This is a genomic window from Flavobacterium frigidum (assembly GCF_048286795.2).
This window is the reverse complement of the sequence record NZ_JBLVPT020000001.1, coordinates 105,769-118,964: the sequence shown is the minus strand read 5'-3', so window position 1 is coordinate 118,964 and position 13,196 is coordinate 105,769. Positions and strand designations below refer to the sequence as shown.

Annotated in this window: 13 protein-coding genes; 9 read left to right on the top strand and 4 right to left on the bottom strand. The window is 33.7% G+C overall.

Annotation, left to right across the window (positions count from 1 at the left end; translation table 11 throughout):
• The first annotated feature begins 2 nt into the window (after positions 1–2).
• From ACNQGB_RS00585 to ACNQGB_RS00575, 3 genes are all read left to right on the top strand, one after another.
• On the top strand, positions 3–2,246 hold the full coding sequence (locus ACNQGB_RS00585) for a M1 family metallopeptidase (protein ID WP_417943541.1): 2,244 nt from the start codon (positions 3–5) through the stop codon (positions 2,244–2,246).
• Positions 2,247–2,354: 108 nt separating this feature from the next.
• On the top strand, positions 2,355–2,756 hold the full coding sequence (locus ACNQGB_RS00580) for a Sec-independent protein translocase subunit TatA/TatB (RefSeq protein WP_417943542.1): 402 nt from the start codon (positions 2,355–2,357) through the stop codon (positions 2,754–2,756).
• On the top strand, positions 2,756–3,319 hold the full coding sequence (locus ACNQGB_RS00575; protein ID WP_417943543.1) for a phosphatase PAP2 family protein: 564 nt from the start codon (positions 2,756–2,758) through the stop codon (positions 3,317–3,319). Before ACNQGB_RS00580 ends, ACNQGB_RS00575 begins: the two co-directional genes overlap by 1 nt.
• A 130-nt stretch (positions 3,320–3,449) precedes the next feature.
• Here ACNQGB_RS00575 and ACNQGB_RS00570 read toward each other — a convergent pair whose 3' ends face one another.
• From ACNQGB_RS00570 to ACNQGB_RS00560, 3 genes are read right to left on the bottom strand one after another with little or no spacing between them, the layout of a single operon-like run.
• On the bottom strand, positions 3,450–4,091 hold the full coding sequence (locus ACNQGB_RS00570) for an O-methyltransferase (RefSeq protein WP_417943544.1): 642 nt from the start codon (positions 4,089–4,091) through the stop codon (positions 3,450–3,452).
• Entirely contained in the window at positions 4,091–4,390 is a 300-nt protein-coding gene (locus ACNQGB_RS00565; RefSeq protein ID WP_417943545.1) for a type II toxin-antitoxin system RelE/ParE family toxin, read from the bottom strand. The genes ACNQGB_RS00570 and ACNQGB_RS00565 overlap by 1 nt, the downstream gene beginning before the upstream one ends.
• Entirely contained in the window at positions 4,383–4,634 is a 252-nt protein-coding gene (locus tag ACNQGB_RS00560) for a hypothetical protein (RefSeq protein WP_417943546.1), read from the bottom strand. The genes ACNQGB_RS00565 and ACNQGB_RS00560 overlap by 8 nt, the downstream gene beginning before the upstream one ends.
• 198 nt (positions 4,635–4,832) lie before the next feature.
• Here ACNQGB_RS00560 and rlmN point away from each other — a divergent pair, with 198 nt between their 5' ends.
• The gene (rlmN, locus tag ACNQGB_RS00555; RefSeq protein ID WP_417943547.1) at positions 4,833–5,876 is read left to right on the top strand and encodes a dual-specificity RNA methyltransferase RlmN; all 1,044 of its coding nucleotides are present in this window, start codon (positions 4,833–4,835) and stop codon (positions 5,874–5,876) included.
• 53 nt (positions 5,877–5,929) lie between these two features.
• Here the strand turns inward: rlmN and ACNQGB_RS00550 are convergent, their stop codons facing one another.
• Positions 5,930–6,814 carry a hypothetical protein gene (locus ACNQGB_RS00550; protein WP_417943548.1) on the bottom strand — a complete coding sequence of 295 codons (885 nt, stop codon included), beginning with the start codon at positions 6,812–6,814 and terminating at the stop codon, positions 5,930–5,932.
• Between the two features lie 223 nt (positions 6,815–7,037).
• Here ACNQGB_RS00550 and ACNQGB_RS00545 point away from each other — a divergent pair, with 223 nt between their 5' ends.
• The 5 genes from ACNQGB_RS00545 to dnaG all read left to right on the top strand — a co-directional run bounded on the left by ACNQGB_RS00545 (position 7,038) and on the right by dnaG (position 13,186).
• The gene (locus ACNQGB_RS00545) at positions 7,038–8,015 is read left to right on the top strand and encodes a polyprenyl synthetase family protein (RefSeq protein WP_417943549.1); all 978 of its coding nucleotides are present in this window, start codon (positions 7,038–7,040) and stop codon (positions 8,013–8,015) included.
• 127 nt (positions 8,016–8,142) lie between these two features.
• Positions 8,143–8,703: an RNA polymerase sigma factor gene (locus ACNQGB_RS00540; protein WP_417943550.1), complete on the top strand. Its 561-nt coding sequence runs from the start codon at positions 8,143–8,145 to the stop codon at positions 8,701–8,703.
• Positions 8,690–9,457 carry a hypothetical protein gene (locus tag ACNQGB_RS00535; protein ID WP_417943551.1) on the top strand — a complete coding sequence of 256 codons (768 nt, stop codon included), beginning with the start codon at positions 8,690–8,692 and terminating at the stop codon, positions 9,455–9,457. Before ACNQGB_RS00540 ends, ACNQGB_RS00535 begins: the two co-directional genes overlap by 14 nt.
• 34 nt (positions 9,458–9,491) lie before the next feature.
• Positions 9,492–11,084 (top strand): hypothetical protein, encoded by a 1,593-nt coding sequence (locus tag ACNQGB_RS00530; RefSeq protein WP_417943552.1) that lies wholly within the window; start codon positions 9,492–9,494, stop codon positions 11,082–11,084.
• Positions 11,085–11,197: 113 nt separating this feature from the next.
• Positions 11,198–13,186, top strand: coding sequence for a DNA primase (gene dnaG, locus ACNQGB_RS00525; protein ID WP_417943553.1), 1,989 nt, complete (start codon positions 11,198–11,200; stop codon positions 13,184–13,186).
• Positions 13,187–13,196: the final 10 nt, after the last annotated feature.

Here is a 13,196-nt window from a genome sequence, read left to right as displayed (position 1 = left end):
CTATGAAAAAATTTACCTTATTATTACTTCTTCCAGCAATGTTATTTGCCCAGGAGAAAACGGCACCTGTTGCACCTAAACAAACAGGAAAATACGACACCAATAAGTTTAGTCAAATGTATGATTTGTTAGCTACGCCTAACATGTTCCGTACGGCTTCTGGAGCGCCAGGTCCAGCTTATTATCAGCAACAAGCAGATTACAAGATCAATGTAGAACTTGATGATAAAAAATCAAAATTAAGTGGGTCTGAAACCATTACTTACTATAACAATTCGCCAGATACTTTAGAGTATTTATGGGTTCAATTAGACCAAAATCAAGCTGCGAAAACGTCTCAGACACCTTTGGCGGAAAGCCAAAGAATGGAACAGGTTTTTCCTGCTGGAAATTTTGCAAATAAGTTTTTAAAACAAGAGCAAGAGCGCGGTTTTAATATTGAGTTCGTAAAGGATGTAAAAGGAAATGCTTTGTCCTATTCCATCAATCAAACCATGATGCGCATCAATTTAGCTTCTCCAATGAAGCCTGGTGAAAAATTCACTTTCTCTATCAATTGGTGGTATAATATTAATAATTACAGACAAGATGGTGGTCGTTCTGGCTATGAATTGTTCGAAAAAGAAGGAAATAAATTATATGTAATTGCACAGTTCTATCCAAGAATGGCAGTTTATAATGATGTTGAAGGTTGGCAAAACATGCAGTTTTGGGGAACAGGAGAATTTACCTTGCCTTTCGGGAATTTTGATGTAAACATTACTGTGCCTGCTGATCACGTGATGGAAGCTACAGGAGAGCTTATGAACAGAAGCGAAGTATTTACTGCAGAACAAGTAAAAAGATACGAACTGGCTCAAAAATCATTTGACAAGCCTGTTGTAATTGTTACACAAGCTGAAGCTGAAGCAAGTGAAAAAGGATTTTCAGAAAAGAAAAAAACATGGAAATTTAGCGCTAAAAACGTGAGAGATTTTGGTATTGCTACTTCTAGAAAATTCATTCTAGATGCTATGGCGGTACAATTGAAAAACAAAACGGTTATGGCTATTTCAGTGTATCCAAAAGAAAGTAATCCACTTTGGGGAGAAACTTCTACTAGAACAGTGGCGCATACTTTAAAAAGTTATTCAGCTCATACTTTTGATTATCCTTATCCAAAAGCGGTATCAGTATCAGCAGAAGATCAAGGAATGGAATATCCAATGATTTGCTGGAATTATGGTCGCCCTGATGAAAAAGGAGTTACGAGCGAGCGTACAAAAAATGGAATGATTGGTGTGGTAATTCACGAAGTAGGACACAATTTCTTTCCAATGATTGTTAATTCTGACGAACGTCAGTGGTCATGGATGGATGAAGGGTTAAATACATTTATGCAATATATGGCCGAGCAAGAAATGGGAACAAATTTCCCGTCTAGTCGCGGACCTGCAAGTAAAATTGTTCCTTACATGAGTGGAGATCAAAAATTCTTGGAACCAATCATGTCAAACTCCGAAACAATAGTTCAATTTGGAGCAAATGCGTATGGTAAGCCTGCAACAGGATTGAATATTCTGAGAGAAACGATCATGGGAAGAGAATTATTTGACCATGCTTTTAAAGTATATGCTAACCGATGGAAATTTAAACATCCTACACCTGAAGACTTTTTTAGAACTATGGAAGATGCCTCAGCAGTAGATTTAGATTGGTTTTTCAGAGGATGGTTTTACTCTACTGATTTTGTAGATATCGGAGTAAAGGAAGTAAAACAATATTTTGTATCTGAGACTGCTACTAAGGAATTGAAAGATGCGGTAGTTCGCAGAGGACGTTTTGGACAAGAAAAAGGACCTTTCGTTTATTTAGTATCAGGAACAAGTGAAGAATTACCTGCTAAGGATAAAAAAGCATTAGCAATTGCAGATGTAAATTTACTTTCAGAGTACGTTAGTAAAAACTTCTCTGCTGATGAAAAAGCGATGTTAAAATCTCCAAAGTTTTTCTACGAAGTAGAGTTCAATAAGCCAGGAGGAATGTTAATGCCAATTATTGTTGAATTGACTTACGAAGATGATACCAAAGAGACATTTAAATATCCAGCCCAAATTTGGAGAAAAAATAATGATACTGCAAAGAAAGTCTATGCTACAGAAAAAGCGATTAAAAAGATTCTTGTAGATCCAAAACTAGAAACAGCGGATATTGATGTAACCAATAACAGTTGGCCTAAAGAGGAAGTGAAATCAAAATTTGACTAAGCACAAACAACATTTAAAAAGACTCTGAAAAGAGTCTTTTTTTTATGAAAAAATTAAAATTCAAAGTTGCTAAATTTGGTATATTTGTAACACTAAAAAATAAGAAATATGTTTGGCATAGGAGGAGGCGAATTAATTTTTATCATGTTTATAGTGCTTATGCTTTTTGGGTCAGATAAAGTGCCTGAAATAGCACGAACTATGGGGAAAGCTATAGCGCAATTAAAAAATGCTACGAATGACATTAAAAGTGAAATTCAAAAAGGTGCCGAGGCGAATGGATTTGATTCTAAATCATTAAGCGATATCACGGGAAATATTACCTCGGAAATTAATAAAGCCAAAGAAAATTTACTAGGAGACACTACCCAATTTACTGACATAACGGGGAATATAACCGCAGAAATTAATAAAGCCAAAGTTGACTTACTTAGCGATACAGCCACGCCAATTGAAACCACCAAAGAAAGTATTGAAGAAGTTACTGGGCCTATAAAACGTCAGATGTAATGCTAGAAAAAATACTTTCTTTAGATGTAAAATTATTTGTTTTTTTGAATGGATTAGGATCTGAAACTTTTGATGGACTATGGTTGTTTATAACCAAACAAAGCAACTGGATTTCACTTTTTTTACTCCTTTTATATGTTATTTATACAAAATTAGGCGTTAAACAAACTTTATATTTACTGTTATTTATAGCTGTTTTAGTAACATTCACGGATCAAACTACAAATCTATTCAAAAATGGATTTCAAAGATTGCGTCCGTGTAATAATCTTGAAATTAATTCTTTTATCCGCATTGTTAAAATTAGTCACTCATTCAGTTTTTTCTCTGGTCATGCAGCTAATTCAATGGCAGTTGCCACATTTGTGTATTTCAACTTCAAGGATAAAATCAAATTTTTTGGATTTTTGTTCCTTTGGCCGCTCATCTTTGCGTACAGCAGGATTTATCTAGGATTGCATTATCCAGTAGACATACTTACGGGCTATTTATTTGGATTTACCTTTGGTTTCTTGATGTTCAAAGTCTATAAAATAGCACAAAAAAAGTACTTTCCTTTATAATGTTATGGGTGTATATTGGTAATTATCTGGAGCTATTTCCGGCTGTACATTACAATCCACGCAAAAAAGCGTGGGATTTTCATTTCCATCCGGGCTAGGGCTTAGTTTTCAATAGCGATTTAGTTGGTAATTACAACACACGACTCACCGTCAAACCATCACGAATAGGCAACAAAACAGTTTCTACTCTAGGATCATTAGCTAACAGCTGATTGTATTCCAATAATATTTTGGTACTTAAATCATTGGGTTGTAATTGCTCTAAAACCTTTCCACTCCACAATACATTGTCAGATAATATGATTCCGCCTTGATTCATTTTTGGTATAATCAGTTCAAAATAGTTCAGATAATTTTCTTTATCAGCATCAATAAAAACCAAATCAAATTTTAGATCTAATGTTGGAATTATTGTAACAGCTTCCCCTAAGTGTTGGAAAATTTGGGTTCCCCAAGATGATTTATCAAAATGCTTGCGCTGAAAATCCACTAATTCTTCTTTAATGTCAATCGTATGAAGTGAGCCGTTTTTCTGCATTCCTTCGCACAAGCACAAAGCAGAATAGCCGGTATATGTTCCAATCTCGAGAATATTTACAGGCCGAATCAATTTTGATAACATACTCAAAACCCGTCCCTGAAAATGGCCGCTTAACATTCTCGGCAAAAGAATTTTTTGATAGGTTTCTTTATTTAGAGCAGCAAGTAAAGCAGGTTCTTTTTGAGAATGCTGCTCGATATAATCTTCTAATTCTTGGGAAATGAAATGCATTATCTTAAACTTTTTATTGGATCTTGAAAAGTATTAAATATTCTAATAACGTAAATTTTGTTGTGATGGAATTGGTAAAGTATTTTGTAGTTTCTTGTAATCATTCTTCTGCAATCAATTCGGTATTCATCAGTTTGAAATTGATCAGGAAAAGTTATTGAATTTATACTTTCAAAAGTTTCATCGGTTACTTTAGAGGCAATTGAGAGAGAAAATTTATGTATTAATGAAAGATAAATGTCTTTTAAATCAAGTTTTGCATTTGTAGTCCAGAAAATTTCATAAATTGAATTAGTCATTTTTCCAGGTTTTCATTTCTTCAATAAGATTTTCTTGAGAAATTACCCTATTGTTTTTAATATCTTCTAACCCTTCTTCAATCGTATTATGATATTCTGAGAGTAATAAGGCATTTCCTTTTGCATCGTAAGAAACAATTTCATTCAAATAATTATCAAATACAGAGGATACAATACGAAGTACTCTTTCATCTGCAAGATCTAATTGAAGTTGGATTTTATGTTTTAATTCTGGAAGTCCCATTTTTATTAATTTATATACAAATTTACAAAAAATTATAATAAGTTTTTTTATTGCGTTTGGTCTACTATTTTCGTTTTTTCTAATTTCAAACCTTTAATTCTTGGGAAATGAAATGCCTTATTTTAAATTTTTCACAAAATTACAAATAACCAAATTCACAAATAACGAAAACCTCAAAATACTTACTAACTTTGCATCATGGAAATCGAGAAAAAAGACATACGATCCTTATCAAAAGAACAATTGCGAGACTTTTTTGTTGCTAATAGAGACAAACCTTTTCGTGGGAATCAAGTATATGAATGGTTGTGGAGCAAAGGGGCGCATAGTTTTGAGGATATGACTAATGTTTCCAAGCAAACACGTATCATGCTGGAAAGTAATTTTGTGATCAACCACATCAAAGTAGATACGATGCAGCGCAGTGAAGATGGTACGGTGAAAAACGCGGTACGATTGCATGATGGTTTGGTGGTCGAATCGGTTTTGATCCCTACGAATACCAGAACAACTGCTTGTGTTTCCAGTCAAGTAGGCTGTAGTCTAGATTGTAATTTTTGCGCTACAGCGCGATTAAAAAGAATGCGAAATCTAGAGCCAGCAGAAATTTACGATCAAGTACTTGCTATAGATAAAGAAAGCCGTTTGTACTACAATCACCCGCTTTCGAATATCGTTTTTATGGGAATGGGAGAACCCTTGATGAATTATAATAATGTACTTAAAGCGATTGAAATGATAACATCGTCAGAAGGTTTAGGGATGTCTCCAAAACGGATAATGGTTTCTACTTCTGGTGTTCCTAAAATGATTAAAAAATTGGCAGATGACGACGTCAAATTCAAATTGGCAGTTTCTTTGCACTCCGCAATTGATGAAATCCGTTCCCGAATCATGCCCTTTAGTGCCAATTTTCCTTTAGCGGATTTGCGAGAATCCTTAGAATATTGGTATCGAAAAACCAAAAGCAAAATTTCCTACGAATATGTAGTCTGGAAAGATATTAATGATAATAAAGCTTCCATTGATGCGCTAGTGAAATTTTGTAAATACGTTCCTTGCAAGGTAAATTTGATAGAGTACAACCCAATCGATGATGGAGAATTTCAACAAGCTTCTGAGGAAGCAATAAACGCTTATATTAAAGCATTAGAGGCAAGCGGAATTGTGGTTAAAGTAAGGCGAAGTCGAGGTAAAGATATTGATGCTGCTTGTGGACAGTTAGCCAATAAAGAAGCATAAAAAAATGGAGTTCAATTTTGAACTCCATTTTTAGTTTTAGATCTAATCAAAAATTAATTTCCTAAAATTATTGGTTTTGCCGTTCCGCCATCAATTGCTAACATTGCAAGATTATCACATTCGCCATTGCCATATTCAATAATTGCATAGTGCGAGTTCTTGCTTATTTTTAGTTTTCCAGAGACAGGAAAAGGCATAGGAGCGGTTTGTAAGCTGCAAGCTGTTTTATGGATTAATGCAGTTCCTTTTTCTACTAACCAAGTGTAATTAGATCCATTTGGATGTGTGGTAGTAAACGTGCCATAAGTAGAGAATATGTCATCAGTAGGAGATGAACGAGTAGCAAATCCGGCAGTCATTTCTCGTATTCTTTCTCCATTTCTAGTGTAAATCCCCTCGGTTGAAGTCCATGTCATTGCGTTCATGGTAAAAGTGTTTTTTGGATGCAGATCAGTTCCCGTACCAATCATTTCTCTTTTCCAAGTGGATGTTCCCTCTAGTTTATTTTCATTAATATAAAAGTTATTAAAAGTTACAGTCATGATTTTAGGAAAAGTTGTTCCTAATGTACGTGTCAAGATAATTTGCCCTTTTAGTAGATTCCCTCTAAACAAACAAGTCGGTGTGTTTGGATTACCAAAAGTGATCGTTATTTTCCTTACTGTTGACGTAGATCCCAAATCGCTAACGGTTGCACAGGTTGGTAAAATCGAGAAATAACCCGCTTGTAATCTTCCGGCTGAAGTTCCTTCAGTTATTTCATATTGATTTTCTACCAGGACAACAACGTCATCGATGGCGTTATCCATTTTTTGTGAGACAGCAACGTCACTGGTAGTTACGGCTGCTTCTGCTGCAGCTGGTTCTGCCTCGTTAGTACAACTTGTAAAGGCTAGAAAGCTCAAAGCCATACTGAGTGCTAAAAATTTTGTTTTCATAATAAGGGGTTTTAGGTTATTGTATTTGGATTGATTTTTGGGAAAAAGGTTTAATGTATGTGTTAAAATAATGTTCTAAAGTACTAAAATAAAGTTAAATAGTTGCTGTATCGTTAGAAAGAATACGGAATTATGCTGTAATTGAGAAGAATAGCTTTCAAAAAAAATACTTCGCTCCATTTCATAACTGTTTTTATTTCAAAATTGTATCTTTGAAAGGCAAATGAATGTCACTTCACAAATAAAACAGCCCATTTTTGATGAGATGGAACTTTTCGAAAAAAAGTTCTATGAATCAATGACTTCACAAGTGGCTTTGTTAAATAGAATCACCTATTACATCGTAAATAGAAAAGGAAAGCAAATGCGTCCCATGTTTGTTTTCTTAACTTCAAAAATGGTATCGTCAGGTATAGTAAATGAGCGAACCTATCGCGGTGCGTGCGTAATTGAATTGATTCATACAGCTACATTAGTTCATGATGATGTGGTTGATGATAGTAACCGTCGCAGAGGTTTTTTCTCTATCAATGCACTTTGGAAAAATAAAATTGCCGTTCTGGTAGGTGATTATTTATTGTCTAAAGGATTGCTGCTTTCTATTGATCATGGAGATTTCGATTTACTCCGTATTATTTCTGTCGCTGTGCGCGAAATGAGTGAGGGCGAGTTACTCCAAATTGAAAAAGCTCGAAGACTTGATATCACAGAAGATGTTTATTACGAAATCATTCGAAAAAAGACTGCTACACTTATTGCGGCTTGTTGTGCACTTGGCGCACAATCTGTAATTGAAGATGTAGTTCAGGTAGAAAACATGCGCAAATTTGGCGAACTCATAGGAATGGCTTTTCAGATCAAAGACGATTTATTTGATTATTCAGAAGATGCCATTGGTAAACCAACCGGAATTGACATCAAAGAACAAAAAATGACTCTGCCTCTTATTCATGTTTTGAATACGTGTACTTCAAAAGAGAAAACATGGCTTATCAATTCTATTAAAAACCATAATAAAGATAAAAAACGCGTCAAAGAAGTTATTGCTTTTGTAAAAAACAATAACGGATTGCTTTATGCTGAAAATAAAATGATTCAATTTCAGCAAGAAGCACTTGTATTGCTGGATAATTATACAGACTCGGAGTTTAAAGACGCGCTGATTTTAATGGTGAATTACGTGATTGAAAGAAAAAAATAGTCCCCATTTTGTCATTCTCACGAAGGAAGAATCTCAGTTCACGAGATTTTTTTTCAATTAATTATATTTCAATGCAACCTTTTTGCATTGTTAATCGTCTATACTTATAGAAACACTTTATAAAATTTTGAAAGTAATCAACTTACATCAGGAGGAAAATGAATTAATCCAGTTAGCTGTCGAAAACAATCGGCAGGCACAACAGCAGATTTATACCAAGTTTTCTCCAAAAATGTTAAGCGTTTGCCGTCAATACATAAAAGACATTCATCAGGCCGAAGATATCATGATTACTGCTTTTATGAAAGTGTTTACAAATTTGAAGAACTTTCAGCACAAAGGAAGTTTCGAAGGTTGGATAAGAAGAATTATGGTCAACGAATGTATTTCTTTTATTCGAGTGGAAAAAAAGTTGAAATATAGTGAGGAGGAAAACTATGTTGAAGAAAGTTTTAACAACATTGAAAGTCAATTTTCAATAGCAGATATTCAGTATCTAATTGATAGTTTACCAGATGGCTACAAAATGGTTTTCAATTTATATGCTATTGAAGGATATAAGCATCAAGAAATTGCCAGTATGTTAGGGATTAATGAAGGAACCTCTAAATCGCAATTGTCACATGCTCGAAAAATACTACAGGGACAGATTAACAAGCTAAAAAATTACAGTAATGGAACCGAATAAATTAGAAAAACAGTTCAAAGAGCAATTAAATTCTCGGGAAATTCATCCTTCAGAAATGGCTTGGAGTAAACTGGATGCAATGCTTATGGCTGCTGACTCGGGTAATAGCGAACAGGCGAAGCAAAAACCAAAAACTAAATTCCCTTGGATGTATGTTGCAGCAAGTTTTGTTGGGTTTCTATTGCTAGGAACAGTGTATTTCAATCAAAATAACAGCGAAATTATCAATCAAAAAAATGATGTTGTTATTCAAAATGACGCTGCGACTAAATCGATTGTAGTTTCTGATAATGATACCAACCTTCAAACAGAATCAGAAAAAGCCGTCGCAGTCGTGTCTAAAACAAATCAGGGAAGAAGTATCAAAAATTCAATTTTAAAACAAAAATCGGATATTGTTAGTTCTAATATCAATCAAAATCAAGTAGTTGCAGTTTCAATCAATAATCTCTTAAAAGAAAATACTATCAGTGATAATTCTATTCAAGAGCTAAATTATAAAGTAACTGATAAAAACAGATATGTTTCAGCAGAAAAACTTTTAGCTGAAGTTACAAATACAAAATTGGAACCAAAAAGTATGGACAAGTCGGTCAATAAAACAACAACAATACTTGCGGTTAGCCCTAACCTTTTATTACAAAATGTAGAAACGGAATTAAATCAATCATTTAGAGAATCTGCATTGAATAAATTCAACAAGAATTTTAATGCTATAAAAACAGTTTTAGTAAATAGAAATTACGAAGAATAAACAAAAATCAATCATCAATCAAAAAACGAAAATCATGCAAAAAATTATTTTAATTACAGTATTGCTTTTATCTGCCTTTTTAACAAAAGTAAATGCGCAAGAAAAAGGCAATTATAAAAATATTCTAGATTGGACTTATTGGGAACCTATTTCACCAAATTATGAAAGGAGTATTGAAAAGAACCCCGAGTTCAAAGATGAAAATATTTTAACCATTAAATCAATTAAAAACAAAATCAATGGTTTTGGTACAATCATGAAAACAATAAAACCAGTCCTGTACTCAGGTAAAACAGTAAAAATGTCTGGATATTTAAAATCTGAAAATATTAAATCTTGGGCAGGTTTGTGGATGCGTGTGGATTATTATGATGTGGCTGTTTTAGCTTTTGATAACATGCGAAAAAACCCCATAAAAAGCACAAAAGATTGGGCTAAATATGAGATTGTCTTGCACGTACCAACTGAAGCAACTTCTATTTCATACGGAGTTTTATTAGATGAAACAGGTCAGGTTTGGTTCAAAGACATTGTACTAGAAATAGTTGATGAAACTACTCCTGAAACTGGATTTACAAGAGGTAGAGAACATAAATTAATTCCATTCGAGACGAAAGCAAAAGCAATTGGTAATGAAATAAAATCAATAACGAGTTCAGAAAAAGCCGCTCTAAAGGAGGACATACAATTAATAGAAAAGGATCTTGAAAAAGGAATTATTTCTAAAGAACAAGCTGAAGTACTGAAATTAAAAAAGGCACAAGAACATGCTTCTGCAATAGATACCAAAGTAGCTGTAGAGCAAGAAAAATTAGAGCAATTAGTACAAGATAAAGTAGATGGGAAAGTAGAAGATGCAAAAGATTACCGTAGCAAAGGCAGGACCATTGTATTTGGAAGTAATCCTAATTCTATTGGTTCTCAAACAGAATTTAATATCTCTTCTATGAAAGTGTATAATGGTCAGGAAGATAAAGAAGAACGCCAATCGAAAAGAACAACTTCACAACTCGTATTTGCAGCTGGTTTGAATAATGTAGTTACAGATGGATCAGTTGAGAAGTCTGATTTCAGGTATTTAGGGTCTCATTTTTATGAATTGGGTGTGACTTATAATACTAGAATATTACCTGAAGGCAATTTACTCCATGCCAAATATGGATTATCATTACAATATAATAATTTGCGAGCTACTGATAATAGAAACTTAGTAGTAAACGGTAACCAGACCAATTTAGAAGTAAATGCATTGCAGCAAGAAGATTCTCGTTTCAAAAATGTCAATTTGGTATTTCCGGCGCATCTAGAATTTGATTTTACAAAAACACAAGATAGGGATGGAAAGACCTATTATAAAACGCATGAAAGTTTTCGTTTTGGAGTAGGAGGATTTGTGGGTGTCAATCTAAAATCGAAGCAATACATTAATTATGATAGTGATTCCTATAAGTCTAGAGTGATAACGAGAGGAGATTTCAATACCAGCAATTTTATATATGGTTTGAGTACGTACATTGGTTATAAAGCAACTAGTTTATACTTGAAATATGATTTAAATACACTGTTTAAAGATAATAGTGTGAAACAAAACAACGTTTCTTTAGGAGTACGATTTGATTTTAATTAGCAATTGTTTTAGTTAGTTTTTTTAGAACCCTTTTAGAGTTTCAAACTCTGAAAGGGTTTATATCTTTAAAAACTTTGTAACTTTGACCTTTTCCAACTTTAGCCCATACTAATTTGATTTCAAAAGCCACAATAGATACTGTTTTCGAAACTGCTCGTGTTGAGGAGGTAATAGGTGATTTCGTAAATTTGAAACGTGCAGGAAGCAATTTCAAAGGATTAAGTCCGTTTTCTGAAGAACGTTCGCCATCGTTTATGGTTTCTCCTGCTAAAGGAATTTGGAAAGATTTTAGTTCAGGAAAAGGGGGGAATTCGGTCGCGTTCTTGATGGAACACGAGAAATTTACGTATCCGGAAGCCATTCGGTATTTAGCCAAAAAGTATAATATCGAAATCGAAGAAACAGAGCAAACAGATGAAGAAAAAGCCAATACTGATGTTCGGGAAAGTATGTATTTGGTCTCTGAATTTGCAAAAACCTATTTTCATGACACCCTTTTAAACTCTGAAGAAGGGAAAGCAATTGGCTATTCTTATTTCAAAGAAAGAGGTTTTACCAATGATACCATAAAGAAATTTGGATTGGGTTATTCTCCTGAAGCTTGGGATGCTTTTACCAAGGAAGCATTAGGTAAAGGCTATAAATTAGAATTTCTGGAAAGTACAGGACTCACAATTCCCAGAGAAGATAGGCCTTTTGATAGGTTCAAAGGGCGTGTGATGTTCCCTATACAAAGTATGTCTGGAAGAGTACTGGGTTTTGGCGGTAGGATTCTCACCAATGATAAAAAAGCAGCTAAATACCTCAATTCACCAGAGAGCGAATTGTATCATAAAAGTAAGGTGTTGTATGGTATTTTTCAGGCCAAACAGGCCATCGCAAAATTAAACAATTGCTATTTAGTCGAAGGGTATACAGATGTAATTCAGTTCAATCAATCTGGAATTGAAAATGTTGTCGCTTCCTCAGGGACAGCTTTGACGCCAGATCAAATTCGTTTAATAAATAGATTGACAAAAAACATTACCGTTCTTTTTGACGGTGATGCAGCCGGTTTGCGGGCTTCCATTCGAGGAATCGATTTAATTCTGGAAGAAGGAATGAACGTTAAAGTTTGTACGTTTCCTGACGGAGAAGATCCAGACAGTTTTGCCAAGAAAACATCTTATGAGGATTTAGTGTTGTATCTAGAAAACAATGCCAAGGATTTCATTCAATTCAAAGCATCGCTTTTAATGAATGAAGCCAAGAATGATCCCATAAAAAAAGCCGATTTGATTCGGGATATGGTTGTTAGTATTTCTAAAATTCCAGATCGTATTCAACGCGAAATTTACATTCAGGAATGTTCCCGAATCATGGATATTTCAGAGCAAGTGCTCGTGAGTACTTTAGCGCAATTGATTCAGAAAGATAGTGTTGAGGTTGCAAAAAAACAAAAAAATCCAGATGCTTCGGGTCAAAAACCATTTGAAGTTGTAAAAAATGAGAATCCTATTGATGTCGAAAAAGTAGATACTTTGGGTATTGTAGAATGTGAAATTATAAACATACTTTTATCATACGGAAATATTTCTGAAAAATTTGAAGGGGTATTGATTGGAACTAATCCTGAAGGGGAAGTTGGTGAAGTAGTTGTAAAGAAAGAAAGAAAGGTTTATGAAGAAATATATTTAAGTCTACAGGAGGATGAAATAGAATTTGCAACTGGTTTGTTTAAAGAAATTTATAATGATTTAATAAGTGTTTATTTGGAAAATGATAATTTTAATTTGGAGAGATATCTAATGCATTTGAAACCGGAATTCGCTCAAATAATCACTGATATTGTAATGAATAATGAGAAATATGTATTGCATAATTGGGAAGGACAAAATATTTTTCCGAAAACTAAATTAGAGCAATTGAATCAAAATGTAACAGATAATTTGTTTACGTTAAGATGGTATTTGATTAGTCAATTTATAGAAAATGCTAAGAACTCAGTTTCAAAAGAATCTGAAATAGATAATAGTGAGGTAATAGCGGAAATAATGGATTATATTAAACTTAAAACAAAATTTTCTTATAAAACTGGTAGAGTAGTAGTGAGATATCATTAAAAAGCTCTCT

Excerpts from the sequence above, each read along its gene's own strand:
- ACNQGB_RS00575 (WP_417943543.1), top strand. The coding sequence starts at position 2,756 with ATGCTAGAAAAAATACTTTCTTTAGATGTAAAATTATTTGTTTTTTTG.
- ACNQGB_RS00545 (WP_417943549.1), top strand. The coding sequence starts at position 7,038 with ATGAATGTCACTTCACAAATAAAACAGCCCATTTTTGATGAGATGGAA.
- ACNQGB_RS00560 (WP_417943546.1), bottom strand. The coding sequence starts at position 4,634 with ATGGGACTTCCAGAATTAAAACATAAAATCCAACTTCAATTAGATCTT.
- ACNQGB_RS00535 (WP_417943551.1), top strand. The coding sequence starts at position 8,690 with ATGGAACCGAATAAATTAGAAAAACAGTTCAAAGAGCAATTAAATTCT.
- ACNQGB_RS00565 (WP_417943545.1), bottom strand. The coding sequence starts at position 4,390 with ATGACTAATTCAATTTATGAAATTTTCTGGACTACAAATGCAAAACTT.
- ACNQGB_RS00585 (WP_417943541.1), top strand. The coding sequence starts at position 3 with ATGAAAAAATTTACCTTATTATTACTTCTTCCAGCAATGTTATTTGCC.
- ACNQGB_RS00570 (WP_417943544.1), bottom strand. The coding sequence starts at position 4,091 with ATGCATTTCATTTCCCAAGAATTAGAAGATTATATCGAGCAGCATTCT.
- ACNQGB_RS00530 (WP_417943552.1), top strand. The coding sequence starts at position 9,492 with ATGCAAAAAATTATTTTAATTACAGTATTGCTTTTATCTGCCTTTTTA.
- ACNQGB_RS00550 (WP_417943548.1), bottom strand. The coding sequence starts at position 6,814 with ATGAAAACAAAATTTTTAGCACTCAGTATGGCTTTGAGCTTTCTAGCC.
- ACNQGB_RS00580 (WP_417943542.1), top strand. The coding sequence starts at position 2,355 with ATGTTTGGCATAGGAGGAGGCGAATTAATTTTTATCATGTTTATAGTG.
- rlmN (WP_417943547.1), top strand. The coding sequence starts at position 4,833 with ATGGAAATCGAGAAAAAAGACATACGATCCTTATCAAAAGAACAATTG.